At 66.5% G+C, this 24,475-nt stretch carries 20 protein-coding genes; 10 read left to right on the top strand and 10 right to left on the bottom strand.

What is annotated here, in order from left to right; all coding sequences use genetic code 11:
• Nucleotides 1-59 precede the first annotated feature (59 nt).
• Nucleotides 60-215: a DUF1127 domain-containing protein gene (locus AB4Z10_RS12155; RefSeq protein ID WP_441470659.1), complete on the bottom strand. Its 156-nt coding sequence runs from the start codon at nt 213-215 to the stop codon at nt 60-62.
• Between the two features lie 548 nt (nt 216-763).
• On the opposite strand from AB4Z10_RS12155, the gene AB4Z10_RS12150 reads away from it, so the two are divergent.
• Nucleotides 764-1,105, top strand: a complete 342-nt coding sequence (locus AB4Z10_RS12150) for a hypothetical protein (protein ID WP_441470658.1) — start codon at nt 764-766, stop codon at nt 1,103-1,105.
• Between the two features lie 62 nt (nt 1,106-1,167).
• Here AB4Z10_RS12150 and AB4Z10_RS12145 read toward each other — a convergent pair whose 3' ends face one another.
• Nucleotides 1,168-3,540, bottom strand: coding sequence for a heavy metal translocating P-type ATPase (locus tag AB4Z10_RS12145; RefSeq protein WP_441470657.1), 2,373 nt, complete (start codon nt 3,538-3,540; stop codon nt 1,168-1,170).
• Between the two features lie 242 nt (nt 3,541-3,782).
• On the opposite strand from AB4Z10_RS12145, the gene AB4Z10_RS12140 reads away from it, so the two are divergent.
• Together AB4Z10_RS12140 and AB4Z10_RS12135 are read left to right on the top strand one after the other, a co-directional pair.
• Nucleotides 3,783-4,976 (top strand): CaiB/BaiF CoA transferase family protein, encoded by a 1,194-nt coding sequence (locus AB4Z10_RS12140; RefSeq protein ID WP_441470656.1) that lies wholly within the window; start codon nt 3,783-3,785, stop codon nt 4,974-4,976.
• 13 nt (nt 4,977-4,989) lie between these two features.
• Nucleotides 4,990-5,772: an enoyl-CoA hydratase/isomerase family protein gene (locus AB4Z10_RS12135; RefSeq protein ID WP_441470655.1), complete on the top strand. Its 783-nt coding sequence runs from the start codon at nt 4,990-4,992 to the stop codon at nt 5,770-5,772.
• Between the two features lie 128 nt (nt 5,773-5,900).
• Here the strand turns inward: AB4Z10_RS12135 and AB4Z10_RS12130 are convergent, their stop codons facing one another.
• Nucleotides 5,901-7,226, bottom strand: a complete 1,326-nt coding sequence (locus tag AB4Z10_RS12130) for an MFS transporter (protein ID WP_441470654.1) — start codon at nt 7,224-7,226, stop codon at nt 5,901-5,903.
• A gap of 136 nt (nt 7,227-7,362) precedes the next feature.
• On the opposite strand from AB4Z10_RS12130, the gene cyoA reads away from it, so the two are divergent.
• The 5 genes from cyoA (at nt 7,363) to AB4Z10_RS12105 (ending at nt 12,442) form a co-directional block, all read left to right on the top strand.
• The gene (cyoA, locus tag AB4Z10_RS12125; protein ID WP_441470653.1) at nt 7,363-8,493 is read left to right on the top strand and encodes a ubiquinol oxidase subunit II; all 1,131 of its coding nucleotides are present in this window, start codon (nt 7,363-7,365) and stop codon (nt 8,491-8,493) included.
• Nucleotides 8,494-8,524: 31 nt separating this feature from the next.
• On the top strand, nt 8,525-10,525 hold the full coding sequence (gene cyoB, locus AB4Z10_RS12120) for a cytochrome o ubiquinol oxidase subunit I (RefSeq protein ID WP_441470652.1): 2,001 nt from the start codon (nt 8,525-8,527) through the stop codon (nt 10,523-10,525).
• A 9-nt stretch (nt 10,526-10,534) separates the two neighbouring features.
• Nucleotides 10,535-11,170 (top strand): cytochrome o ubiquinol oxidase subunit III, encoded by a 636-nt coding sequence (gene cyoC, locus AB4Z10_RS12115; protein WP_441470651.1) that lies wholly within the window; start codon nt 10,535-10,537, stop codon nt 11,168-11,170.
• Nucleotides 11,167-11,541: a cytochrome o ubiquinol oxidase subunit IV gene (gene cyoD / locus AB4Z10_RS12110; protein ID WP_441470650.1), complete on the top strand. Its 375-nt coding sequence runs from the start codon at nt 11,167-11,169 to the stop codon at nt 11,539-11,541. The genes cyoC and cyoD overlap by 4 nt, the downstream gene beginning before the upstream one ends.
• A gap of 154 nt (nt 11,542-11,695) precedes the next feature.
• Entirely contained in the window at nt 11,696-12,442 is a 747-nt protein-coding gene (locus AB4Z10_RS12105; RefSeq protein ID WP_441470649.1) for an SURF1 family protein, read from the top strand.
• A 93-nt stretch (nt 12,443-12,535) separates the two neighbouring features.
• Here the strand turns inward: AB4Z10_RS12105 and AB4Z10_RS12100 are convergent, their stop codons facing one another.
• Nucleotides 12,536-13,915, bottom strand: coding sequence for a M20/M25/M40 family metallo-hydrolase (locus AB4Z10_RS12100; protein WP_441470648.1), 1,380 nt, complete (start codon nt 13,913-13,915; stop codon nt 12,536-12,538).
• A gap of 326 nt (nt 13,916-14,241) precedes the next feature.
• On the opposite strand from AB4Z10_RS12100, the gene AB4Z10_RS12095 reads away from it, so the two are divergent.
• Complete coding sequence (locus AB4Z10_RS12095) at nt 14,242-15,426, top strand: MalY/PatB family protein (RefSeq protein ID WP_441470647.1); 1,185 nt, start codon at nt 14,242-14,244, stop codon at nt 15,424-15,426.
• A 190-nt stretch (nt 15,427-15,616) separates the two neighbouring features.
• Nucleotides 15,617-16,900: an NAD(P)/FAD-dependent oxidoreductase gene (locus AB4Z10_RS12090; RefSeq protein ID WP_441470646.1), complete on the top strand. Its 1,284-nt coding sequence runs from the start codon at nt 15,617-15,619 to the stop codon at nt 16,898-16,900.
• Between the two features lie 18 nt (nt 16,901-16,918).
• Here AB4Z10_RS12090 and AB4Z10_RS12085 read toward each other — a convergent pair whose 3' ends face one another.
• From AB4Z10_RS12085 to AB4Z10_RS12060, 6 genes are read right to left on the bottom strand one after another with little or no spacing between them, the layout of a single operon-like run.
• A complete protein-coding gene (locus AB4Z10_RS12085) occupies nt 16,919-18,400 on the bottom strand; it encodes an NAD(P)-binding domain-containing protein (protein WP_441470645.1) in 1,482 nt (493 codons plus the stop codon).
• Nucleotides 18,397-20,031: an ABC transporter ATP-binding protein gene (locus AB4Z10_RS12080; RefSeq protein WP_441470644.1), complete on the bottom strand. Its 1,635-nt coding sequence runs from the start codon at nt 20,029-20,031 to the stop codon at nt 18,397-18,399. The genes AB4Z10_RS12085 and AB4Z10_RS12080 overlap by 4 nt, the downstream gene beginning before the upstream one ends.
• Nucleotides 20,028-20,858: an ABC transporter permease gene (locus AB4Z10_RS12075; RefSeq protein WP_441470643.1), complete on the bottom strand. Its 831-nt coding sequence runs from the start codon at nt 20,856-20,858 to the stop codon at nt 20,028-20,030. Before AB4Z10_RS12075 ends, AB4Z10_RS12080 begins: the two co-directional genes overlap by 4 nt.
• 3 nt (nt 20,859-20,861) lie before the next feature.
• Nucleotides 20,862-21,839 (bottom strand): ABC transporter permease, encoded by a 978-nt coding sequence (locus tag AB4Z10_RS12070; RefSeq protein ID WP_441470642.1) that lies wholly within the window; start codon nt 21,837-21,839, stop codon nt 20,862-20,864.
• A gap of 56 nt (nt 21,840-21,895) precedes the next feature.
• Nucleotides 21,896-23,500 carry an ABC transporter substrate-binding protein gene (locus AB4Z10_RS12065; protein WP_441470641.1) on the bottom strand — a complete coding sequence of 535 codons (1,605 nt, stop codon included), beginning with the start codon at nt 23,498-23,500 and terminating at the stop codon, nt 21,896-21,898.
• Nucleotides 23,501-23,559: 59 nt separating this feature from the next.
• Nucleotides 23,560-24,405: a VOC family protein gene (locus AB4Z10_RS12060; RefSeq protein ID WP_441470640.1), complete on the bottom strand. Its 846-nt coding sequence runs from the start codon at nt 24,403-24,405 to the stop codon at nt 23,560-23,562.
• Nucleotides 24,406-24,475 lie beyond the last annotated feature (70 nt).

Below are 24,475 nucleotides of genomic sequence, written 5' to 3'. Positions count from 1 at the left end.
CCGGGAGAAACTACACAGAACGCACCGCGCCGATGCGCGGCGGTTCGAAATCAGGGTCTTCAGGCCGACGCGTGCGAGCGGGCGATGAAGGTGATCTCCGAGCGCGACAGGCCGAGATCGTCGAGCTCGCGGTCGGTCAGGCGGGACAGCTCGCGAACGGTCTCGCGATAGCGGAGGTAGGCTCGAATTTTGGCGGCGATCATCGTGACGAACATGGTGGTTTTCCTTGCGTATTCCGGAGCGGGGCGGTGCCCACAGCGATAATTTCGTTGTGCAGTGCATATAAGGGAGGCCGATTGCCTCTAACAGTGGCTGCTGGTCAGCTCTGTTATGCTTTTTTCGCATGGCCAATTAAGTTTCCGGTCATTTTTGTGAGGTCGACCTGCGCTCAGGTAAGGGTTGTGGCCGAAATATGGTTGATTCTCTGCCTATGAATTGGGCAGTGACGCCATTCTGGGACAGGCGCCGTATCGTCTGACTATCTGGTGGGCATATTGCACTTGCTCAATCGAGCGCCGTTCGGGTGCGGCAATTTTGCGTTGCAAAATGAGCCGCGGCCCGCGCGGCCGAGGCGGTTGCCGATCGCCCGTCTAATCCAGGCGGGAGGCGATGTTTGCCGGGCAGAAATTGCCGGATTCGCTGGGCACGGCAATCGCTTCTTCTCGTTGCTGATCAGGTAGTGAATTGAAATCGCGGATAAATTCTTGATTTCCAGAGGCGGTCCGGAGATTGCGTGTCCCTGCCCAGCAGAAAGGAGCGCGCGATGTCCGTCTCGTTCTCGACCTCGAACTGGCCGATCAATCTACCCACTGCCTATGCGACCAAGCCGACGGCGGAAGGCGACTCGAAGCAGGATTCCACCGCCTCCACCGCGGCCTCCTCGTCCTCGACCGAGGCCGAGTTCCTGAAGATCGCCCGGATGACGCCGGAAGAGCGGGTCCAGAAGGCGATCCTCGACAAGCTCGGCATGACCGAGGAGCAGTTCAACAAACTCGATTCGAAGGCCAAGGCCGACGTGATGGCCAAGGTCCGCGAAGAGATGCTCCGGCAGATGGAAGCGAAGAACGAACGCCGGAACGGGGCCTTCGCCGACATCAGAGTCTAGACGCGGTGAAGCCGGGCCTTCTGCCCGGCTCCGTTGTTCGAGGTTCGATCCAGCTTCGGTTGTCAGCCGGTCTTGCCTGCGTCGAAGCGCAGCAGCCTCAGCGCGTTGGCGGTCACGATGACGGTCGCGCCGGTGTCGGCGAGGATCGCGACCCAGAGGCCGGTGTAGCCCAGCACGCTGGTGACCAGGAACACGGCCTTCAGTCCGAGCGCGATCGTGATGTTGGCGCGGATGTTGGCCATCGCCGCGCGCGCCAGCCGGATCAGCGCCGCGACGTCGCGGACGCGGCTCTTCAAGACCGCGCCATCGGCAGTCTCCAGCGCGACATCGGTCCCTGAGCCCATGGCGACGCCGATGCTGGCCGCCGCAAGGGCCGGCGCGTCGTTGATGCCGTCACCGACCATCATCACCGGGGTTTGCGAAGCGAAAGCCTTGATCGCTGTGACCTTGTCGTCCGGCATCAACTCGGCCTTGTGCTCCATGCCGAGCTGGCCTGCGATTGCGGCGCCCGTGCGGGCATTGTCGCCGGTGAGCATGGCCGAGCGGATGCCCATCGCCTTGAGCTCGGCGATGGCGGCGGCGGCATCCTCCCGTGGCTCGTCACGCAAGGCGATGAAGCCGGCGAGCGCGCCATCGACCACCACGGCAGCGACGGTCTTGCCGGCGGCTTCAAGCTCCTCGGCGGCAAGGCGTGCGCGTTTGTCGAACGCAGCCCGCTTTTCCGCGTGGCGGGGAGCACCGACGAAGATCGAACGGCCGCCGACGCTGCCCGTGACGCCTTGGCCCGCGAGGGCCGCTGCCTCGGCCGCCGGCGCATAGGCGATGCCGTCGGCGCGGGCGCGTTCGAGCACGGCTTCGGCGAGCGGATGGGCGGAACCGTGCTCGACGGCGGCGGCCAGCGCCAGGACCTCCGTTTCGCTGACGGCGAGGGCGACGACGTCGGTGACACGCGGCTTGCCTTGAGTCAGCGTTCCGGTTTTGTCGAAGGCGACGAGGCCGGTCTTGGCGGCGGTCTCGATGACGACGCCGCCCTTCATCAACAGGCCCTGGCGGGCGCCGGCCGAAAGCGCGGCGGCGATCGCGGCCGGCACCGAAATGACCAGCGCGCAGGGGCAGCCGATCAGCAGCAGAGCCAGAGCCCGGTAGATCCAGACCGACCATTCAGCCCCGAACGCGAGCGGCGGTACGAGCGCGACCAGCAGCGCAAGCCCGACGATGGCCGGCATGTACCAGCGCGAGAAGCGGTCGATGAAGCGCTCGGTCGGCGCGCGCGCTTCCTGCGCCTCCTCGACGAGGCGAATGATGCGGGCGATGGTGTTGTCCTCGGCCGCCTTGTCGACGCGCACGCGCAGCGCCGCCTCGCGGTTGACCGAGCCGGCGAAGACGGGCTCGCCGACGCCCTTGGTCTTCGGCACGGATTCGCCGGTGACCGGGCTCTCGTCGATGCCGGAGATGCCGTCGGTGATCTCGCCGTCGGCCGGGATGCGGTCGCCCGGGCGGACGAGCACGATCTGGCCGATTTTCAGGCTGGCGGCATCAACCTGCCGGGCTGCGCCGTTCTCCTCGACGAGGGCTGTCTTGGGAACGAGATCGCCCAGCGCCCGGATCGAGGCGCGGGCGCGGTCGGCCGCCACACCTTCCAGCACTTCGCCGACTGCGAAGAGGAAGACGACCAGTGCCGCTTCCTCGGCTGCGCCGATGAAGAGCGCGCCGATGGCGGCGATCGTCATCAGCATCTCGATGGTGAAGGGAATGCCGGCGCGGGCGGCTGCCAAGGCACGCCGCGCGACCGGCAGGACACCGACGATACAGGCCAGGATGAAGGCCCAGTGACCGATATCTGCCCAGAGCAGGCGGGCTGCGTAGGCGGCGCCGAGAAGCAGGCCGGTGCCGATGACGAGGCGGCCCTTGCCAGTCTGGTACCAGCGGGAGCCATCGGGCGTCACTTCACGGACATGGCCGGGGAGGCCGTGGCCATGGTCGTTGGCCGCAGCTGCCTTGGCCGCCTTCGGGCCATGCTTGTGTCCGGCGTGATCGTGGCCATGGTCATGGTGGTCATGGTCGTGCGCATGGCCAGGGCGGCAGGTGTCGCCATGCTCGTGCCCGGCATGGTCATGCTGGTGCCCGCCATGGTCATGGTCATGATGGTCGTGGCCGCAGCAGCTGCCCTTCGCGGCCGGCTTTTCCACCGGAGCCTTCGCCAGCGCCGCGGTGGTGTAGCCAAGGCCGCTGACGCGCTTCTCGATCGCCTCTGGCGTGGTCTGGTCCGCGTCGAGCGAGAGCGTCAGAGTCTCCGACATCACCGAAAGCCTGACGTCGCTGACGCCGGGAAGGCGTTCGACCGCGCCGCGAATTTTCGTCGCGCAGCTCGCGCAATCCATGCCGCCGACCTTCCAGGACAGGGTCTTGGTTTCGGCTGGGGATGGGGCGGCCATATCTTGAGTCTCCGTCTGGCTTCGCTGCGGGACCTCTTCTCTACAAGCTGTAGCCACTTCAGGTTCAAGCGGAAAATTTCGGCTCTGCCTCCCGTCGGGGCAAGGCGGCATGACGAAGCCGAAGCGCGGGAAATGAAGCGGTTCCTGTCATGCACGCGGCGTCTGCATGCAGTATGCACAATGCGATTGACGGGCTCGGGAAGAGAACCGGATAGTTCGCTACCGGGAGGAGCGAACGAAAAATGGCGCAGCCGAGACCATCGACAGCCCTTGCGGGCCTCCGCGTGCTGGATCTGACACGGGTGCGGGCGGGGCCGACCTGTGTGCGCGTCTTCGCCGATTTCGGCGCCGACGTGATCAAGGTGGAAAGCCCGCCGGGCGTCGATCCAAACGAGAACATGAGCGGGCCGCGCCTCGGCTACGACATGCAGAACCTGCACCGCAACAAGCGCTCGCTGGCGCTCAATCTGAAGACGCCGGAGGGCAGGGCGATCCTGATGAAGCTCGTCGACGACGCCGATCTGCTTGTCGAGAACTTCCGGCCCGATGTGAAGGAACGGCTAGGGCTCGATTTCGAGACGCTGCACGCCCGCAATCCGCGGCTGATTCTGGTCTCGATCTCCGGCTTCGGCCAGTCCGGCCCATACCGGACCCGCGCGGGCTTCGATCAGATCGCGCAGGGCATGGGCGGGATGATGTCGGTGACCGGCCTGCCGGGACAGGGGCCGGTCCGGGCCGGCATCGCGCTCGCCGATTCCTCGGCAGGACTCTACGGCGCTGTCGGCGCGCTGGTGGCGCTGCAGGAGCGCGCCGCATCCGGAAAGGGCCAGTGGGTGCAGACTTCGCTGCTCGAAGCCCAGATCGCGATGATGGATTTCCAGGCGGCGCGCTATCTCGTCGAAGGCTCCGTTCCGCCGCAGGCCGGCAATGATCACCCCTACCAGACGCCGATGGGCGTCTACCGGACGCGCGACGGCGCGATCAATCTCGGCGTCGGAGGCGAGGAACAATGGCGTTCCTTCTGCCGCGCGATCGGACGGCCGGAATGGGGCGCGGATGCTCGCTACGACAGCATGGAGAAACGCTTTGCGCGCCGGCCGGAGTTGAGGGAGGTGATCGAGGAGATATTCGCCGAGGCCGACAGCGCTCATTGGCTGGAGGCGATGGAGCGCAACAGCGTTCCGGCCGGGCCGATCTATGCGGTCGACGAGATGTTCGAGGACCCGCAGGTGCGCCATCTCGGCATCGCCAGGCCAGTGAGCCACCCCGAGCTCGGCGATATCCGCCTCGTCGGCCAGCCCGTGACGCTATCGCGCACGCCGGCTGATGTCGCGACGCCGACACCAACGGCCGGGCAGCATAATGACGAGATCCTGGCCGGGCTCGGCTATGACGAAGCGGGGCTCGCAAGACTGCGGGCCGAAGGCGTGATCTGACGGAGACCCTCAAGTGAGCGACGAAATTCTATATGCGGTCGAGAATGGGGTCGGCACGATCACGCTCAACCGGCCACAGGCGCGCAACGCGCTGACCTTCGCGATGTATGAGCGCATCGCCGAGATCTGCCGCGATCCGGCTGATCATGGCGATCCGCGCGTGATCATCATGACCGGGGCCGGCGACAAGGCGTTCGGCGCCGGCACCGATATTTCCCAGTTCCGCGCCTTCGAGAGCGCCGAGGACGCGCTCGCCTATGAGGAGCGCATCGAGACCGTGATCGGGACGATCGAGCGCTGTGCGGTGCCGACACTCGCCGCGATTTCCGGCGCGGTGACGGGGGGCGGCGCGGCGATCGCGCTCGCCTGCGATCTCAGGATCGCGAGCCTGACGGCGCGCTTCGGCTTCCCGATCGCGCGCACGCTCGGCAACTGCCTGTCGATGGAGAACTATGCGCGGCTCTACGCGATGCTCGGCCCGGCGCGGGTCAAGGACATCGTCTTCACCGCGCGGCTTGTCGAGGCGGAGGAGGGGCAGCGCATCGGTCTCTACAGCGAGCTGCTGCCGGACCACGCTGCGCTGATGGACCGGGCGGGCGCGCTGGCGCAGACCATCGCCGGCCATGCGCCGCTGACCATGCGCGCCACCAAGGAAGCGATGCGCCGTTTGACGGCCGCGACCGCGGAGGGGCTCGACGGCCGCGATCTGGTGACGCTCTGCTACACCAGCGCCGATTTCCGCGAGGGCATGGAAGCCTTCCTCGGCAAGCGTCCGCCCAACTGGACGGGGCGCTGATCGCGGCCATAACCGAGATGCTCGGGCTCGACCCGAGCATCTCGGGACAAGCCCGGTCGGGAACACCAACCTCGTGACGATTCTCGGGTTTCCCTGCGGTCGCCCGAGAATGACGCGCTGAAGGCCGCTCAGCCGTAGCGGCTCTCCAGCCTGCGGTCGATCGTCAGCGCCGCCAGCGTGCAGAGCGCGCCGGAGAGCAGGTAGACGCCGACCCAGGCGAGGCCGAAGGTGCTCGACACGGTCAGCGCCACCAGCGGCGCGAAGCCGGCGCCGATGAGCCAGGCGAAGTCGGAGGTCAGGGCCGCGCCGGTGTAGCGATACTGCGTGCCGAAGCTCGAGGCGACCGCGCCGGCCGTCTGGCCGTAGGAGAGGCCGAGCAGGCCGAAGCCGATGATGACGTAGATCGTCTGGCCCGCCAGGCTGTCGCCGAAGAGCAGCGGTGCGACGATGCTCGACAGGCTGAACAGCGCGATCATCGAGCCGGACAGGAGCAATGTGTTGCGACGGCCGATCTGGTCGGCGATCAGGCCGGAGGTGACGATCGCGCCCGCTCCGACCACGCCGCCCGCGCCCTGGACCAGCAGGAACTCCGAGACGGAGCGGTCGGTGTAGAGGTTGATCCAGCTCACCGGGAAGATGGTGACGAGGTGAAAGAGCGCGAAGCTCGCCAGCGGCACGAAGGCGCCGATGACGAGCGTCCAGCCATGGGCGCGGATGAGTTCGGACACCGGCACCGGCACCAGCTCGCGCGTTTCCATCAACTCGGCGAATTCATGGGTCGCGACCATGCGTAGCCGGGCGAACAGGGCCACGACGTTGATCGTCAACGCGACGAAGAAGGGGTAGCGCCAGCCCCAGCCGAGGAAGTCCTCCTTCGAGAGGGCGCCCTCGAAATAGGCGAAGAGCCCGGCGGCGAGGATGAAGCCGAAGGGAGCGCCGAGCTGCGGCAGCATCGCATACCAGCCGCGCCGGTTAGGCGGCGCGTTGAGGGCGAGCAGCGAGGACAGCCCGTCCCAGGCGCCGCCGAGCGCGATGCCCTGCAGCAGGCGGAAACCGGCGAGGATGACGACCGACCAGATGCCGATCGTCTCGTAGCCCGGCAGGAAGGCGATGGCGGCCGTCGAGCCGCCGAGGAGAAACAGCGCCGCGGTGAGCTTGGTCGCCCGGCCGTAGCGCCGGTCGATCGCGAAGAACAGCACCGAGCCGAAGGGGCGCGTCACGAAGGCGAGTGCGAAGATGCCGAAGGCGTAGAGCGTGCCGGTGAGCCGGTCGACGAAGGGGAAGACCAGTTCGGGGAAGACCAGCACGCAGCCGAGGCCGAAGACGAAGAAGTCGAAATACTCCGACGTCCGGCCGATGATGACGCCGAGCGCGATATCGGCGGGCGTCACGTGATCCCGTCCGTGCTCGTCCGTCAGATGCCCCGATGAATGGCTCGCCGCGTCAGCGCTCATGACCGCGAATTCCTCGCTGGGGGGCTCACCGGAACGACCGGGCTTGCCCGCACCTCATACAAATGGATACGGTGGATAGAAGCCACCCGTCAAACGGCCGCAATGGGACAGATTGTCCGATGTGCGGTGCGAAAGAATGGGAATAGAGAACGGCTGTTCCCGGAAGAGGGAGGTCACGAGTCTCTTGCGGATCTTTCGATTTTTAGCGGCTTTGCCGGTTTTTGCGCTGCTTGGCGGATGCCAGTGGGTATTGCTGTCGCCGTCGGGCGATGTTGCGATGCAGCAAAGAAACCTCATGCTCGCCTCCACGGCGCTGATGCTGCTCATCATCATTCCGGTGATGGCGCTGACGATTTTCTTCGCCTGGCGCTACCGCGCCTCGGCAAATTCCACCTATCACCCGGACTGGAACCATTCGCTGCCGCTCGAGGTGGTGATCTGGTCGGTGCCGCTGCTGATCATCGTCATCATCGGCGCGATGACCTGGATGGGCACGCATCTGCTCGATCCCTACCGGCCGCTCGACCGCATCAGCGCGAACAAGCCGGCCGTCGAAGCGAAAGCGGGCGGGAACGGACCGAGGAAGCAGCCGTTGGTGATCCAGGTCGTGGCGCTCGACTGGAAATGGCTGTTCCTCTACCCGGCGCAGGGCATCGCCTCGCTCAACGAGGTGGTGGCGCCGGTCGATCAGCCGATCGAGTTCCGCATCACCTCCTCTTCGGTGATGAACTCGCTCTTCATTCCGGCGCTCGCCGGCCAGATCTACGCGATGCCGGGCATGCAGACGAAGCTCAACGCCGTGATCAATCATCCCGGCGATTTCGAGGGCTTTTCTGCGAACTACAGCGGCGCCGGCTTCTCCGACATGCGCTTCCGATTCCGGGGCGTCGACGAGAAGGGCTTCGGCGAATGGGTGCAGGGCGCGATCGGCAAGGGCAAGCCGCTCGGGCGCGAGGAGTACCTCGTGCTGGAGCGGCCCAGCGAGCGCGAGCCGGTGCGCCAGTTCCGTGACGTCCCGTCCGATCTCTTCGGCGCCATCCTCAACATGTGTGTCGACCGCGCCAAGATGTGCACGCGCGACATGATGGCGATGGATGCCAAGGGCGGCGGCGGCAAGGAGGGCATCCATATCGTCGCATCGCTCGAATACGACAAGAGCGTGCGCAGGGGCGGGCAGCCGATGCCGCCGCGCCCCTTCGTGACGGCGATCTGCACGCCGACCGATGTCTACGGCACCGCGGGCGTCACCGCCCGCGTCGCCAACTGAAGCGCTTGCGCGCGTAGCGAGCGAGGGAACCATGACCTCCTACCCCGACTGGTGGAAGCTGCTGTTCGGACGCTTCACGCTCGAAGCGATCCCCTATCACGAGCCGATCCTGCTCGGGACCTTCGCAGCGGTCGCGCTCGGCGGACTGGCGCTCATCGCGCTCGTCACCCGCTACAAGCTCTGGGGCTACCTCTGGCACGAGTGGTTCACCAGCGTGGACCACAAGAAGATCGGGATCATGTACATGATCCTGGGCGTGATCATGCTGCTGCGCGGCTTCGCCGACGCGCTGATGATGCGCGGCCAGCAGGCGATCGCCTTCGCCGGCAACGAGGGCTACCTGCCGCCGCACCACTACGACCAGATCTTCACGGCCCATGGCGTGATCATGATCTTCTTCGTGGCGATGCCCTTCGTCACGGGCCTGATGAACTATGTCATGCCGCTGCAGATCGGCGCCCGCGACGTCGCCTTCCCCTTCCTGAACAATTTCAGCTTCTGGATGACGGTGGGCGGCGCCGTTCTGGTGATGATGTCGCTCTTCGTCGGTGAATTCGCCAAGGTGGGCTGGCTTGCCTATCCGCCGCTCTCGGGGGCTGCCTACTCGCCCGGGGTCGGCATGGATTATTACCTGTGGGCGCTGCAGATCGCGGGCGTCGGCACCACCTTGTCGGGCGTCAACCTGATCGCGACCATCGTGAAGATGCGCGCGCCCGGCATGGACTTGATGAAGATGCCGGTCTTCAGCTGGACGGCGCTGTGCACCAACGTGCTGATCGTCGCGACTTTCCCGATCCTGGCGGCGACGCTCGCGCTGCTGACGCTCGACCGCTATGTCGGCACCAACTTCTTCACGAACGACCTCGGCGGCAACCCGATGATGTACGTGAACCTGATCTGGATCTGGGGCCATCCCGAGGTCTACATCCTCATCCTGCCGATCTTCGGCGTCTATTCGGAGGTGGCCTCGACCTTCTGCGGCAAGCGCCTCTTCGGCTACGCCTCGATGGTCTATGCGACGGTGGTCATCACCATCCTGTCGTATCTCGTCTGGCTGCATCACTTCTTCACGATGGGCTCGGGCGCCAGCGTGAACTCCTTCTTCGGCATCACGACGATGATCATCTCGATCCCGACGGGCGCGAAGATCTTCAACTGGCTGTTCACGATGTATCGCGGCCGCATCCGCTTCGAGCTGCCGATGATGTGGCTCGTCGCGTTCATGCTGACCTTCGTCATCGGCGGCATGACCGGCGTCATGCTGGCGGTGCCGCCGGCCGATTTCGTGCTGCACAACAGCCTGTTCCTGATCGCCCATTTCCACAACGTCATCATCGGCGGCGTGGTCTTCGGCGTCTTCGCGGGCATCGCCTACTGGTTCCCGAAAGCCTTCGGCTTCAAGCTCGACCGGTTCTGGGGCCTGCTCTCCTTCTGGTTCTGGGTGATCGGCTTCTACGTTGCCTTCATGCCGCTCTATGTGCTCGGCCTGATGGGCGTGACGCGGCGCCTGAGCCGTTTCGAAGACCCCTCGCTCCAGATCTGGTTCGTGCTCGCGGCTGTAGGAGCGGTGCTGATCGCGCTCGGCATCCTCTGCTTCATCATCCAGATCGGCGTCAGCATCCTGCGCCGCGAGGAGTTGCGCGATACGACCGGCGATCCCTGGGACGGGCGCACGCTGGAATGGTCGACCTCGTCGCCGCCGCCGGCCTACAACTTCGCCTTCACCCCGATCGTGCACGACCTCGACGCCTGGGCCGACATGAAGAAGCGCGGCCACAAGCGCCCGCTCGGCGGCTTCCGGCCGATCCACATGCCGCGGAACACGAGCGCTGGTCTGATCATCGCCGGGTTCGCGACGATCTGCGGCTTCGCCTTGATCTGGTACATCTGGTGGCTGGCGGCGCTCAGCTTCGTCGGCGTCCTGGCGACGGCGATCGCGCATACCTTCAACTACAACCGCGACTTCCACATCCCGGCCGAAGCCGTTCTGCGCGAAGAAGATTCGCGCACCGAACAGCTTAGCCGGGCCTGAGGGGCGATGATGGCTAAGGCGAGAGCGGAAGTGCAGGCTGCGAACGGTGTTCCGGCCTTCTATGTGACGGAAGACGAGCACGAGCACTCCGGCGGCTCGACCATGCTCGGCTTCTGGCTCTACCTGATGAGCGACTGCCTGGTTTTTGCAGTTCTCTTCGCGACCTTCGGCGTGCTGGGGCGCAACTATGCGGCGGGGCCTTCGGGCGCTGACCTGTTTGACCTCAGGCTGGTGGCGGTCAACACGACCATGCTGCTGCTTTCCTCGATCACCTACGGCTTCGCCATGCTCGCTATGGACAAGGGCCGGCAGGCGGCGATGCAGGCCTGGCTCGTGGTCACCGGGCTCTTCGGGCTCGCCTTCCTCGCGATCGAGCTCTACGAGTTCGCGCATATGATTCATGAGGGCGCGACGCCGATGCGCAGCGCCTTCCTGTCCTCGTTCTTCACGCTGGTCGGCACGCATGGGCTGCATGTCACCTTCGGCCTGATCTGGCTGACGGTGCTGATGGTCCAGGTCAGGCGCCGCGGGCTGATCGAGGCCAATCGGCGCCGGCTAATGTGCCTGAGCATGTTCTGGCACTTCCTCGACGTCGTCTGGATCGGCGTCTTCACCTTCGTCTACCTGATGGGCGTGCTGAAATGAGCGCTGGCCAGAACCACGCCGAGCATCAAGACGGGCACGGCGGCCACGGCGAGCCGCATGGCAGCCTGCGCGGCTATATCACCGGCTTCCTTCTTTCGGTTGTCCTGACCGCGATCCCGTTCTGGCTGGTCATGAACGATGTGCTCAGCAATTCGGTGCTGACCGCGATCGTGATCATGGGCTTTGCCGCCGTGCAGATCGTCGTCCACATGGTCTACTTCCTGCACATGAACAGCCGCTCCGAAAGCGGCTGGACGATGATGGCGCTGATCTTCACGATCGTCATCGTGGCGATTGCACTCTCCGGTTCCCTGTGGGTGATGTACCACCTCAACAACAACATGATGCCGACCGAGCTGCACAAGATGTGAGAGCCCGCTTGGCAAGTCGGCTGCGGCGGTCGATTGATGGCGTTTTCTGCGCTTCCGGTGCTCACGTACTGATGCGCGCTCCGCTCCGGTTCTCGAAAACACCGCCATTCGACTCCCCACAGCGAGTTGCCAAACAGTCTCTGGACGCGCCACGATGACGCCGCCGCCGGTACCAAGAGCGAGGCGCCGCTCGCGCGTCGCCCGCCTCATCTTCGTTCTTGCGTTCGCACTGGTTGCGCTGGTCGCCGCGGGCCTCGGAGTCTGGCAGGTCCAGCGGCGGAGCTGGAAGCTCGACCTGATCGCCCGCGTCGATGCGCGCATCCATGCGCCGGCCGTGGCTGCGCTAGGGCCGTCGGAGTGGCCTGCGATCAACCAAGCTGCCGACGAATACCGCCGTGTCGCTCTGCAGGGGCGCTATCTCGATGCGCCGGAGACGCTGACGATGGCCGTGACCGAGCGCGGTCCAGGCTTCTGGGTGCTCGCGCCGTTCCGCGCCGATTCAGGCTTCACTGTCCTCGTCAATCGCGGCTTCGTGCGGGAGGATCGGCGCGGGGCTGAGGACCGGCGCAAGGTGGCCGGCGTACAGGCGAGGGTGGTCGGGCTGTTGCGGCTCACCGAGCCGACAGGCGGTTTCCTGCGCGCCAACGATCCTGCCGCGGGGCGCTGGTATTCACGCGACGTTGCCGCGATCGCCTCGGCGCGAGGCCTGGGCGAGGTCGCACCCTATTTCGTCGATGCCGATGCGGCCTCCGAGCCTGGGCCGCTGCCTCAGGGCGGCATGACCCAGGTCAATTTCCGCAACGCGCATCTGGTCTATGCGCTGACCTGGTTTTGCCTCGCCCTGATGAGCGCCGGTGCCGGCATCTTCCTGCTGAAGGGCAAGGCCGACGAGGAAATGTAGGCCTCGTAGACTCGGCGTACATCCAGCATGCTTCGGGAACACGCCGTCATTCCGGACTTGCCCCGGAATGACGGCGGCGTTTTGGGTGGGCGATCAGTCCTTGTTCTGCAACTGCCCCAACTCGTGCAGGAGCGCCGCGCCCGTCCTGATGCCGCTCTGGAAGCAATCCAGCGTCATGTTCTCATTCGGCGCGTGGTTGGCCTCGTCATGGTTGGCATAGGGCGTGACATAGGCGGGGATGCCGAGGATCTTGGTGAAGACGTAGTTCGGCAGGCTGCCGAAGCCGGCCGGGATCAGCAGCGGCTCCTCGCCATGGGCGGCGACGAAGGCGCGGCGCAGCGGCGCGGTATAGCGCGAGGCGATCTGCGTCTTCGAGGGCTGCATGCCGGTTTCCTCGACGATGAACTCGACCTCCGGCGCGTGCTTTTCGACATGCGCCCTGACCTTGCGGAGGATATCCTCAGGGTCCTGCGCCTCGACGAGCCGGATGTCGCATTTCACCAGCGCCTCGTTCGGCAGCACGGTCTTGGTGCCCGGCCCGCCATAGCCGCCGTGGAAGCCGTTGATCGTCAGCGTCGGCTGGAAGCAGAGGCGATCATAGAAGGGCCGGTCGAGCGGTGCGTCGAGGCGCTTGAGGCTGAGGCCCTGCTTGAACGCCTCGATATCGAGCGGCAGGCGCTCGATCGCCTCCAGATCCTCGGCGGTCGGCGGCTGGACGTCGTCGTGCAGGCCCTCGATGGTAATCTCGCCATTGGCGTTCTTCATGGTGGCGAGCAGGTGGACCAGCGTCCAGATCGGGTTCGGCACGACACCGCCGAAATTGCCGGAATGGACGTCGCGGCTGGCATGGCGACAGCGCAGGTCGAAGGAGACGACGCCGCGTGAGCCGAACTTGATGGTCGGCGCGCCGCTGGCATGGCGCGGGCCGTCGGCGGTGACGGCGAGATCGGCCTTCAGCTTGTCCTGGTTGGCGCGCACGAAGCCGGCGATGCGTGGGCTGCCGATCTCCTCCTCGCCCTCCAGCAGCAGGATGACGTTGCAGGGCAGTTCGCCATGGACCTTGAGATGGGATTCGATTGCCAGGATCTGGGCGAAGTGCTGGCCCTTATTGTCTCCGACGCCGCGCGCATAGAGGCGGCCGTCGCGGATCGTGGGCTCGAAGGGCGGGGAAACCCACTTGTCGAGCGGGTCCGGCGGCTGCACGTCGTAGTGGCCGTAGAGCAGCACCGTCGGCTTGCCCGGCGCCTTCTCCCAGCGGGCGACGACCATGGGGTGTCCTTCGGTCGGCACGAGGCTGGTCTCGAGCCCGATCTCCGTCAGCATCTCGACCAAGAGAGCCCCGACCTCGGCGATGCCGATGTTCTCGGCGCTGATGCTCGGGTGGCGCAGATAGTCGATCAGCCGGTCGAGGAAGGTGCTGCGGTTGGCTTCGATATAATCGAAGACCGGAGCCAAGGCGTCGGAGGAAGCCATTGCGTTGTAGGCCTTTGCGGAAAAACGTTGCGATTGTGAATCAAGGGCGGCCCGCAGGTCGGGCCGGCTCCCGAGCGGGAGCGCGGCCAGCCTAGGCGGTGATCCTGCGCCTCTCAACCGGAACGCCTCGCCATTGCCGCCGCAGCGGCCATGCGGCAAGGACAAGCCGGGAGGTCGACCGTCGCCGCGCTCTTCGTCCGCGTCGTCATGCTGATTTTCGAAAGCTGCCGTGGTGGTTTCGCCGGTTTACGCCCGCGATCCGACGCGGCAAAACGGGCGGAAGCGGACCGGATTCAAACACTCGCGGCCGCTTCTGGGGATAATCAATGTTTAGAATGCCGGACTTCGACGAGCTGATCGACCGCCGCGGAACCCATTCCGCCAAATGGGACACGATGGAGAAGAACTATGGCGTGTCGGCTTCCGACGGCATCGCCATGTGGGTGGCTGACATGGATTTCCGGCCGCCTCCTTGCGTCCAGCAGGCGGTGGAGCGCATGGCTAGCCATGGCGTCTACGGCTATTTCGGCGATGACCGCACCAATAGTGACGCCATCCGCTGGTGGATGAAGACCCGCCATGACTGGGAGGTGGCGTCGGAGGCGATCTTCACCACCCACGGCCTGGTCAACGGCACGGCCCTCTGCGTCGATGCCTTCACCGCGCCGGGCGACGGCGTCGTGCTGATGACGCCGGTCTACCACGCCTTCGCCCGCATCATCCGCTCCGCCGGCCGGCAGGTCGTCGAGTGCCAGCTCCCGGTCGAGGACGGCCGCTACGTCCTCGACATTCCCGGTTGGGACGCGCAGATGACCGGCCGCGAGCGGATGCTGATCCTGTGCTCGCCGCATAATCCGGGTGGGCGCGTCTGGACCGCCGACGAGCTTCGCGAGATTGCGGCGTTCTGCAAGCGCCACGATCTGATCCTCGTCGCCGACGAGATCCACCACGATCTGGTCATGCCGGGGTATCGGCACACAGTAATGCCGCTCGCGGCGCCCGACATCGTCGACCGCCTCGTGATGATGACGGCGACAACCAAGACCTTCAACATCGCCGGAGCCCATATCGGCAATGTCATCATCCCCGACGAGGCTCTGCGCGAGCGCTTCCGCGCGCGGATGAACGCGCATGGCATCTCGCCCAACTCCTTCGGCATGGCGATGGCGACCGCCGCCTACAGCCCGGAGGGCGCGGCCTGGGTCGACCGGCTGGTGGCCTATATCGACGGCAACAGGAAGCTGTTCGACGACGGGGTGAATGCCATCCCCGGCCTGCGCTCGATGCCGCTCGAGGCGACCTATCTCGCCTGGGTGGATCTTGCCGGAACCGGCATGGAACGTGCGGAATTCACCGCCCGTGTCGAGAAGCAGGCGAAGATCGCGGTAAACCACGGCCCGAGCTTCGGCACGGGTGGCGACAGCTTCCTGCGCTTCAATCTTGCCACGCCGCGCGCCACGGTGGTCGAGGCCGTCGAGCGGCTGCAGGAAGCCTTCCGGGACCTGCAGTAGCGCTGTTTGCCGGGCCGCCGCGCCTGGCAGGCAGAACGCGCGTTGCGCCTGATGCGGGACGGCTGTCGCGCCCCGCATTGATCTCTCCGCTTTTCGCCGGGCGCGCACGGGCTTATTGGTTGGAGCGGGAGACCTCATGAGACGCATCTCCGGATATTCTCGCCGCAGCCTCGATGACATCGGATAGCCGATGACGGCCGCCGCGGCCCACCACGTCGTCATCGTCGGGGCCGGCTTCGGCGGGCTGGAAGCAGCGCGCAACCTTGCCGGCGCGCCGGTCAGGATCACGGTCGTCGACCGGCGCAACCACCACCTCTTTCAACCTCTGCTCTATCAGGTCGCGACGGCGTCTTTGCCGACCTCCGAGATCGCCTGGCCGGTCCGCTCGCTGCTGCGCCGCTATCCGAACGTCACCACGCTCCTGGGCAGCGTCGTCGGCGTCGATACGAACGCAAGGAACGTGCTGATAGAAGGCGAGCCGCCGCTCGCCTTCGACAGCCTGATCCTCGCGACCGGGGCGCGCCATGCCTATTTCGGCCATGACGAATGGGAACCCTATGCGCCCGGCCTGAAGACGCTTGAGGATGCGACGAAGATTCGGCGGCGCGTGCTGTCGGCCTTCGAGCAGGCGGAGTGGGAGACGGACGAGGCCCGGCGCGCCGAGTTGCTGACCTTCGTCATCATCGGGGCGGGGCCGACGGGCGTCGAGCTCGCCGGCACGATCGCCGAGCTGGCGCACGACACGCTGCGCACCGACTTCCGCAATTTCGATACCCGCAGCGCGCGGGTGGTTCTGGTCGAGGCGGGCCCGCGCATCCTGGCGGGCTTCACCGAAGACCTCTCGGCTTATGCCGACCGCGCGCTGACCCGGCTCGGCGTCGAGGTCAAGACCGGCCGTGCGGTGTCGCGCTGCACCGAGGACGGTATCGAGCTTGGAGGCACCTTCCTGCCGGCGAAGACGATCCTGTGGGCGGCGGGCGTTGCAGCCTCGCCGGCGGCGGAATGGCTGGGAGCGCCGGCCGACCGGGCCGGGCGGGTGATGGTCGAGCCCGACCTCACCGTCCCCGGCGACGCCAACATCTTCGTCGTCGGCGACACGGCCCATGTCGTGTCAGCGGACGGCAAGCCGGTGCCGGGTGTCGCGCCTGCGGCCAAGCAGGAGGGGCGCTATGTCGCCGGGGTGATCACGGCGCGGCTGAAGGGCAAGGCCGCGCCGCCGCCCTTCGCCTATGGCAATGCCGGCAATCTTGCGACCATCGGCAAGCGTGCGGCCATCGTCGATTTCGGCTGGATCAAGCTGAAGGGGCGCATCGCCTGGTGGACCTGGGGCATCGCGCACATCTTCTTCCTGATCGGCCTGCGCAACCGCCTCGCCGTCGCGCTGAACTGGCTGTGGATCTATGTCAGCGGGCACCGCAGCGCACGCCTGATCACGCAGGGACCGGCGAAGGGCAGCGAAACCGGCCCGCGCTGATGGCGTGCCCCGTCCGCGTCAGGAATGCGGGAAATCCTCCGGCTTGAAGAACGGCGTATCCTTCAGCTCCGGCTCGTCGAAGGCTTCGAGATCGCGCCGGACCTCGGCGATGTCCTGCCGGAAGAAGCGGGCGACGAGCGCCTGCGCGACGCGCTCTCCGGCGATGGCGACGCCGGGAATGTCGCTCGCGATTGCGCCATGGCTGACAAGGGCGCCGTGGTTGACGAGATGGATGCGCGAGAGCTCTGCCGGCGCATCGGCGCCGCGCGGCTGGAGCTCGAAGCCCGGGCCGAGATAGGGCGCCCGCGCCAGGGCGGGGCGGGCGAGCCCGGTCGGCGGTGTGTAGCGATCGCTCCAGCGCGCGACATGCGGCGCGAAGTCCACCAGTTCCGTGATGCTGGCCGCGTCGACCTGGAAGCCGGTGGCGACGACGAGGAAGTCATGGCGGCGTTCGATCCGGCCTTCGGGCGTGTCGATGTCGAGCACGACCTGTTCGCCCTCGCGGCGGACGGCCGCCACGCTGTGGCGGAAACGGATGTCGAGCCCGTCCGATCTCAGGGCGCGCAACACGGTCTCGTGCGGCGGCGGCGCCAGCCTATCGTCGAGATAGGCCGCGAGCGCCCAGCGCTCGGCATCCGGCAGGGCACCCCAACCGTGGAAGTAGCCGGGATTGGCCGAGCCCCGCCCCTTGTTGATCTGCGGCAGATGCGGCCGGCGCAGATACATCGCCGCGCTTGCCGCGCCTCGCTCCAGCGCGGTTGCGGCATTGTCCCAGGCCGAGGCGCTGCCGCCGATGACGCCGACCGACTTGCCGCGCAGCTTGTCGAAATCGATCGGGTCGTTGCTGTGGGCTGCGAAGGCCGGCTTCAGCGCCAACGGTACGATGTCTGGCCAGACATCGCCGCCGGCGCCGCCTCGCCCGGTCGCCAGAACGACATGGCGCGCGAAGACGGTCTTCGCTCCCTCCGCTGTCTCGATATCGAGGGCGAGCAGGCCGTCATGCGGCCGCAGCTTCGACAGCGTGGTCCGGTGCTGCACCGGCAGATCCAGCACGCGCTGCAGCCAGCCGAGATAATCGACCCAGACGGCATTGGGTATCTTGTAGAGGGCCTCCCACGCCGCTTCGCCGAAGCTCGCCATGTACCAGGCGGCGAAGGTCAGCGAGGGGATGCCGAGGGCCGGCCCGGTCAGCGTCTTGGGCGAGCGCAGCGTGTCCATGCGCGCATAGCGATTCCACGGGCCTTCGCGCCCCGGCTCGTTGGCGTCGAACACGCGGATGTTGACGATGCCCTTGGCCAGAAGTGCCGAAGCCGCGGCGATACCGTTCATGCCGGCGCCGATGATGGCGACGTCGAGAACCGGCTCGCTCGCATTTATCGTCCGCGGATGGAGCCAGGGCTTGGCCGGGAAGCCAAGCAAGGCGAGGTCGCGCTTCACCTGCGCTTCATGCCGAGCAAGGCCGCCGGCGATCGGCACCGGCGTCGCGATGCGCTTCATCATGGAACCTCCGCCGTTTTGCGGAGGGCCTCGGCCGTGCCGAAGCCCTGGCCGGGGATCGAGGCGAGCAGCGCCTGCGTGTAGGGGTGTTTGCGCTGGCCGAACACCTCGGCCACCGTGCCGGCCTCCACGACCTCGCCGTTCTTCATCACCGCTACGAGATCGCAGACCTGCGACGCGACGCGCAGGTCATGGGTGATGAAGACGATGGAGAGCCCCAGCCGCTCGCGCAGATCGGCGAGGAGCTTGAGCACCTGCGCCTGTACGGAGACGTCGAGAGCCGAGACCGGCTCGTCGGCGACGAGGACGTCGGGTTCGAGCGCAAGAGCCCGCGCCAGGCCGATACGCTGGCGCTGGCCGCCGGAGAACTCGTGCGGATAGCGGTCCGCTGCTGCGGGATCGAGCCCGACGAGGCCGAAGAGCTCGCGGGCGCGCTCCAAAGCCTGCCGGCGCGGCATGCCGTTGACGACGAGGCCCTGCGCGACCAGGTCACCGACCTTGCGGCGGGGATTGAGCGAGGCGAAGGGGTCCTGGAACACCATCTGGATGTGTCGGCTGCGCGCGCGCATCTCCGAGCGCGAGAGCTTGGTCAGATCCTCGCCCTTCAGGCGGATCGCGCCGGCATCGGGGTCGATCAGCCGGATGATGCAGCGCGCCAGCGTCGACTTGCCCGAACCGGACTCGCCGACGATGCCGAGCGTCGCGCCCTTCGGCAGGGCGAGCGTCACGTTCTTCACCGCATGGGTGACGCGCTGGCCACGGCCGAGGAAGCCGCCGGTGCGATAGGTCTTCGAGACGTTCTCGATCGTCAGGATCGGCTCGTCCGAAAGCGGACGTGGCGGCGGCGGCTTCAGGGCCGGCACGGCCGCGATGAGCTGGCGGGTATAGGGGTGGCTGGGACGGCTCAGGACGGTCTTGGGTTCGCCCTGCTCGACGACGAGCCCGTGCTGCATCACCACGACGCGGTCCGCGATCTCGGCGACGACACCGAAGTCGTGGGTGATGAAGAGCACGGCGGTGCCCTTGCGCGCCTGCAGCTCGCGGATGAGCTTGAGGATCTGTGCCTGGGTGGTGACGTCGAGCGCCGTCGTCGGCTCGTCCGCGATCAGTACCTTCGGGTCGAGCGCGAGCGCCATTGCGATCATGGCGCGCTGGCGCTGGCCGCCCGAGAGTTCGTGCGGATAGGCTTTGGCGGCGCGCTCGGGCTCCGGGATCTGGACTTCCGTCAGGAGGTCCTGAACACGGGCCGCGATCGCGCGCCTGTCGAGAGCGGTATGGATGCTGAGCATCTCGCCGATCTGGTCGCCGATCGAGCGCAGCGGGTTCAGCGCCGTCATCGGCTCCTGGAAGATCATGGCGATGCCGGCGCCGCGAATTTTTCGCATCTCGGCCTCGCTCAGCGCGGCGATGTCGCGGCCTTCGAAAAGGATCCGGCCGCGCTCGATCGCGACGCCGGTGGGCAGGAGCCGCATGATCGCATTGGCGGTCATCGACTTGCCGGAGCCGGATTCGCCGACGACGCAGACGATCTCGCCCGCCTTCAGCTCCAGCGAGACGTCTTTCATTGCGTGGGGCCGGTCGGCTCCCTCCGGCAGGCCGACAGTCAGTCTGTCGAGGGTAAGGATCGCGCTCATCGTCCCTTGAGCCTCGGGTTGAGGGCGTCGTTCAGTCCCTGGCCGACCAGCGAGACGCCGAGCACGGTGAGCACGATCGCGAAGCCGGGGATGGCCGAGACGTACCACTGCACGCGCAGCACGTCGCGGCCGAGCCCGATCAGATTGCCCCATGAGGCGACGTTGGGGTCGGAGAGCTTGAGGAAGGCGAGCGAGCTTTCGAGCAGGATAGCGACCGCCATGACGACGCTGGCGTAGACGATGACCGGCGGCAGCGCGTTGGGCAGGATTTCGCCGAAGATCAGCTTGAGATCGGAGAGGCCGATGGTGCGCCCGGCCTGCACGAATTCGCGGTTACGCAGCGAGAGGAACTCGGCGCGGGTGAGGCGGGCCGGTGCCGGCCAGGAGACGATGCCGATCGCGACCATGACCGTCGGCAGCGTCGAGCCGAAGACGACGACGAGCACCAGAAGCAGCAGGAAGTTCGGCAGGGTCTGGAAGGCCTCGGTGATGCGCATCAGCACGGTGTCGACCTTGCCGCCATAGAAGCCGGCCAGCGCGCCGATGACGATGCCGATCGCGACCGCGATGACCGTGGCGACGATGCCGATCAGCAGCGAGATGCGCGCGCCGTAGAAGATCTGGGCGGCGATGTCGCGGCCGGAATTGTCGGTGCCGAGCAGGAAGCGCGGATTGGCGAGCGGCCATTGCAGCGGCCGGCCGGCGAGCGCCAGCGGATCGCGCGGGAAGAGCCAGCCGGCGCTCGCTGCCATCGCGATGACGAGGAGCAGAAGGACGAGGCCGATCACCGCCGGCGGGCTGCGGAAATAGCGCTTGAGGGCGTCCATTGCTCAGCCCTCCGGCGCGATGCGCGGATCGAGCCGCGCGTAGAGGAGGTCAACGATGAAGTTCACGACGATCACCAGCAGCGCCGAGACGAAGACGATGCCGAGCAGCGTGTTGAGATCGCGCTGAATTACCGATTCATAGGCGAGGCGGCCGAGGCCGGGCAGCGAGAAGACGCTCTCGACGACGACCGAGCCGCCGAGCATCGTGCCGGCCTGCAGGCCGATCAGCGTCACCATCGGCAGCAGCGCGTTGCGCAGGACATGGCGGGTGATGACCCGCGTCTCGTCGAGGCCCTTCGAGCGGGCGGTGCGGACGAAATCGAGGTTGAGGACCTCCAGCATCGCGCCGCGCATCAGCCGCAGATAGATGGCGAGATAGATCAGCCCGAGCGTCAGCGTCGGCAGGACGAGGTGGCGCGCGATGTCGAGCGTGCGGGCGAAACCCGTGAGGCCAGCGCCGATATCCTCGAAATCGCCGGCCGGCAGCCATTGCAGATGCACGGAGAACACCACGATCGCCATCAGCCCGAACCAGAAAGAGGGCGTGGCGTAGAAGATCAGGCCGAGCGTCGAGATGAGCGTATCCCGCCAGCGATTGACGTCGCGCGCGGCGAGGACGCCGAATACGATGCCGGCGAAGAAGGCGAAGGAAAGCGCGGAGACCATCAGCAGCAGCGTCGCGGGAAGGCGCTCGGCGATGACGCTGGCGACCGGCTTGCCGTAGATGGCGGAATGGCCGAGATCGAAGCGGACCAGCCGCCAGAGATACTGGCCGAGCCGCTCGGCGGTGGAGAGGTCGAGCCCATAGAAGCGGCGCAGTTCCTGCGCGAGCTTGGCGTCGCCGCCACCCATCTGCGCCATCATGGCGTCGACAGTGTCGCCGGGTGCGAACTGCAGCAGCAGGAAGATGCCGATCAGGATCAGCAACAGCGTCGGGATCGAGGCGGCGAGCCGCCGCCCCGCAAGGGTGAGAATACGCATGGTCTACGCGCCGTGTTGTCGCGGGCCGCGCGAGAGGCCGGCCCGCTCTCCAGTTCTTACTCGGCCAACCAAAGGTCGTGCCAGCTCGACGAACCCCAGCGCGGGGTGTTCGAGTGATTGCGGGCCTTGGCGCTGATCGTGGTGACGAAGATCTGTTCGATCGGCGTCCAGATCGGCAGCTCGGTGTTCACCTTGCGCACGAACTCGCCATAGAGCGCCTTGCGCCTGGCCGGATCGACCTCGGTCGCCGCGTCGTCGATGATCTTGTCGACGGCCTCGTCCTTCCAGTCCCACTGGTTGGTCCAGGGCGCGCCCTTTGGCTGGCCGGAGCGATACCAGACCGTGGTCGAGACGGCCGGATCGTTGCGGTACTGGTGCCAGCCGGTGGCGAGGTCGAAATCCCAGTCGTTGTAGACGCTCTTCAGGAAGCCGCCGCCGTCGACGCGCACGATGTCGACCTTGATGCCGACCTGCGCCAGCGACTGCTGGATGAAGGTGGAGAACAGTGAGATGTCCTCGCCCCAGGGGGCGGGTGTCAGCCGGAGCGAGAAGCGCGTGCCGCCAGGGCCGGGCTTGTAGCCGGCCTCGTCGAGCAGCTTGACCGCCAGCGCCTTGTCGAACGGATATTGCGGGCCGTTGTCGGCCGGGTAGAAGCCGGTCGAGACCGAGGGGATCGGCCCGGTGCCGCGCTTGGCGAAGTCGCCGAGGAAGTTCTCGATGAAGAACGGGATATCCAGTGCGTGCGCGATGGCGCGGCGCACGCGGATATCGGCGAGTTCCTTGCGGCGGAAGTTGAACTCGATCGTGTTGGTACGGGCGTTGCCCTCATTGCCCTTGGTGGAGACGATGAAGCGCTTGTCCTGCGACAGGCGGGCCATGTCCGAGATCGTCAGTCCCGAGAACGGGCTGTAGTGCAACTGGCCGGCTTCGAGCTGGGCGGCGGCGGCCGAACGGTCGGTGATCACGCGCCAGATGATGCGGTCGAGATAGGGCGCGTTCTCGCGCCAGTAGTTCGGGTTGCGGTCGGCGATCACATGCTGTCCGCGCTCGTAGGAGACGAACTTGAACGGGCCGGTGCCGATGGGCGCGAGGTTCACCGGGTTGTTCCGGATGTCGCCCTTGCCCTCGTAGAGATGGCGCGGCGAGACGTAGCCGAGATCGGGCAGGGCACGCAGCAGCAGGTTCAGCGGCATCGGCCGCTCGTAGCGGAAGATCGCGGTGTGCGGATCGGGCGTGTCGACGGCGGTGAGGAAGAGCTGCAGCGTGGTGCCGTAGTTCAGGATCTTCTTCCACATCTCCATCGCGGTGAACTGGACGTCCGCCGAGGTGAATGGCTGGCCGTCATGCCAGGTCACGCCCTTGCGCAGCTTGAAGGTGATGGTCTTGCCGTCCGGGGTCGCCTCCCAGCTCTCGGCGAGGACGCCGACCGGGTTGCCGTTGGCATCGAGATCGACCAGCGGCTCCTGGATCTTGCCGCCGATGATGTAGACGCCGGTCGAGGCCTGCAGGCTCGGGTTGAGCTGGCGCTGCTCGGCGCCGTAGTGAACGCCGAAGACGCCGCCCTTACGCGGCGTCTCCTGCGCGAAGGCCTTGAACGGGTTGACGACGTTGGCCGCGATGGCGGCGGAGGTCATCAGGATGGAACGGCGGGTGAAGTCCATGGGGATCCTCGACGATCTGAGCTCGGAGGCTGAAAGACGGAATGCAGGAGCCGTGCCGGTCAGGCAGGCACGAAGCTGAGCACGGAACCGGAGGCGCGAGCGGCGGGGACGCTGGCGGCGTCGCCGTGGCGGATCGCTCCGGAGGCCTTGGCGGCGGCGTCGAGATCGCGCGTCGCCAGCACCAGCGCAGCGACGCCCTTCGGCGCCGCGCCTTCCCGCACGGCGCCGGGATAGCGCTCGGCGAAAGTCTCGGCGGTATAGAACAGGATGTCGGCGCGCGAGCGCCCGGAGGCGACGCGCCACGCAGCGCCCTCCTGCCGGGCAGGCTCGTCGATCAGCCGCGAGAGATGTGCCGCGGCGGCCTGCGGATCGGCCGACAGGATCTCGATGCGACGCAGCGCGACGGCGCCGTTGGCGTGCTGCTGGAGAACCGGGATCCAGACGTTCTCGCGCGTCAGGTGCTGGCAGGCGAAGATGCGGATGCCGCCGGGCTGCTCGTCGAGCGGCCAGCGGAAGACGTTGAACTTGGCATCGGCCTCGCCACCGCCGGGAAGCGGCACCGGCCGGCCAAAATGCACTGGTCCGATCGCCGGAAAGCCGCGCGCCGTGATCTCGGCTGCTCCGGCCGCGGCGTCGTCGGTGGTGAAGGCTATGCGCTCGACACCTTCGTGCTTCGCCAGGAAATCGCGCGTGGGCTTGTTCTGGTCGGTGTCGGAGACGATCCCGAGCAGTTCGAGATAATCCTCCTGCAGCATGATCGTGTGATTGGCCGAGCCCATATGCGGCGAATGTAGCCCGCGCGGCGAGACGGTGAAGCCGAGCCCTTCCCAGGCCTTGGCCGAGAGAGCGAGGTCGCGAACGGCGACGACGACATGGTCGACACCGAGAACATGATCGAGAGACATCCGGCCGGTCCGATATATTGCCGCCCTGCAGCGGCGTAAGCGAAGAATTTCCTTCTTCGGTCGGCAATCT

The organism is Allobosea sp. RAF48 (genome assembly GCF_052114025.1).
In the GTDB taxonomy this organism is placed as follows: Bacteria; Pseudomonadota; Alphaproteobacteria; order Rhizobiales; family Beijerinckiaceae; genus Allobosea.
This window is presented reverse-complemented; position numbering and strand designations above follow the sequence as displayed.

What these genes read in the sequence shown, in the direction of transcription:
- AB4Z10_RS12100 (WP_441470648.1), bottom strand. Translation starts at nt 13,915, where the DNA reads ATGGCTTCCTCCGACGCCTTGGCTCCGGTCTTCGATTATATCGAAGCC.
- AB4Z10_RS12150 (WP_441470658.1), top strand. Translation starts at nt 764, where the DNA reads ATGTCCGTCTCGTTCTCGACCTCGAACTGGCCGATCAATCTACCCACT.
- AB4Z10_RS12065 (WP_441470641.1), bottom strand. Translation starts at nt 23,500, where the DNA reads ATGGACTTCACCCGCCGTTCCATCCTGATGACCTCCGCCGCCATCGCG.
- cyoA (WP_441470653.1), top strand. Translation starts at nt 7,363, where the DNA reads ATGGGAATAGAGAACGGCTGTTCCCGGAAGAGGGAGGTCACGAGTCTC.
- AB4Z10_RS12095 (WP_441470647.1), top strand. Translation starts at nt 14,242, where the DNA reads ATGTTTAGAATGCCGGACTTCGACGAGCTGATCGACCGCCGCGGAACC.
- AB4Z10_RS12090 (WP_441470646.1), top strand. Translation starts at nt 15,617, where the DNA reads ATGACGGCCGCCGCGGCCCACCACGTCGTCATCGTCGGGGCCGGCTTC.
- cyoC (WP_441470651.1), top strand. Translation starts at nt 10,535, where the DNA reads ATGGCTAAGGCGAGAGCGGAAGTGCAGGCTGCGAACGGTGTTCCGGCC.
- AB4Z10_RS12105 (WP_441470649.1), top strand. Translation starts at nt 11,696, where the DNA reads ATGACGCCGCCGCCGGTACCAAGAGCGAGGCGCCGCTCGCGCGTCGCC.
- AB4Z10_RS12145 (WP_441470657.1), bottom strand. Translation starts at nt 3,540, where the DNA reads ATGGCCGCCCCATCCCCAGCCGAAACCAAGACCCTGTCCTGGAAGGTC.
- AB4Z10_RS12075 (WP_441470643.1), bottom strand. Translation starts at nt 20,858, where the DNA reads ATGGACGCCCTCAAGCGCTATTTCCGCAGCCCGCCGGCGGTGATCGGC.
- AB4Z10_RS12080 (WP_441470644.1), bottom strand. Translation starts at nt 20,031, where the DNA reads ATGAGCGCGATCCTTACCCTCGACAGACTGACTGTCGGCCTGCCGGAG.
- cyoB (WP_441470652.1), top strand. Translation starts at nt 8,525, where the DNA reads ATGACCTCCTACCCCGACTGGTGGAAGCTGCTGTTCGGACGCTTCACG.
- AB4Z10_RS12060 (WP_441470640.1), bottom strand. Translation starts at nt 24,405, where the DNA reads ATGTCTCTCGATCATGTTCTCGGTGTCGACCATGTCGTCGTCGCCGTT.
- AB4Z10_RS12130 (WP_441470654.1), bottom strand. Translation starts at nt 7,226, where the DNA reads ATGAGCGCTGACGCGGCGAGCCATTCATCGGGGCATCTGACGGACGAG.
- AB4Z10_RS12140 (WP_441470656.1), top strand. Translation starts at nt 3,783, where the DNA reads ATGGCGCAGCCGAGACCATCGACAGCCCTTGCGGGCCTCCGCGTGCTG.
- AB4Z10_RS12085 (WP_441470645.1), bottom strand. Translation starts at nt 18,400, where the DNA reads ATGATGAAGCGCATCGCGACGCCGGTGCCGATCGCCGGCGGCCTTGCT.
- cyoD (WP_441470650.1), top strand. Translation starts at nt 11,167, where the DNA reads ATGAGCGCTGGCCAGAACCACGCCGAGCATCAAGACGGGCACGGCGGC.
- AB4Z10_RS12070 (WP_441470642.1), bottom strand. Translation starts at nt 21,839, where the DNA reads ATGCGTATTCTCACCCTTGCGGGGCGGCGGCTCGCCGCCTCGATCCCG.
- AB4Z10_RS12155 (WP_441470659.1), bottom strand. Translation starts at nt 215, where the DNA reads ATGTTCGTCACGATGATCGCCGCCAAAATTCGAGCCTACCTCCGCTAT.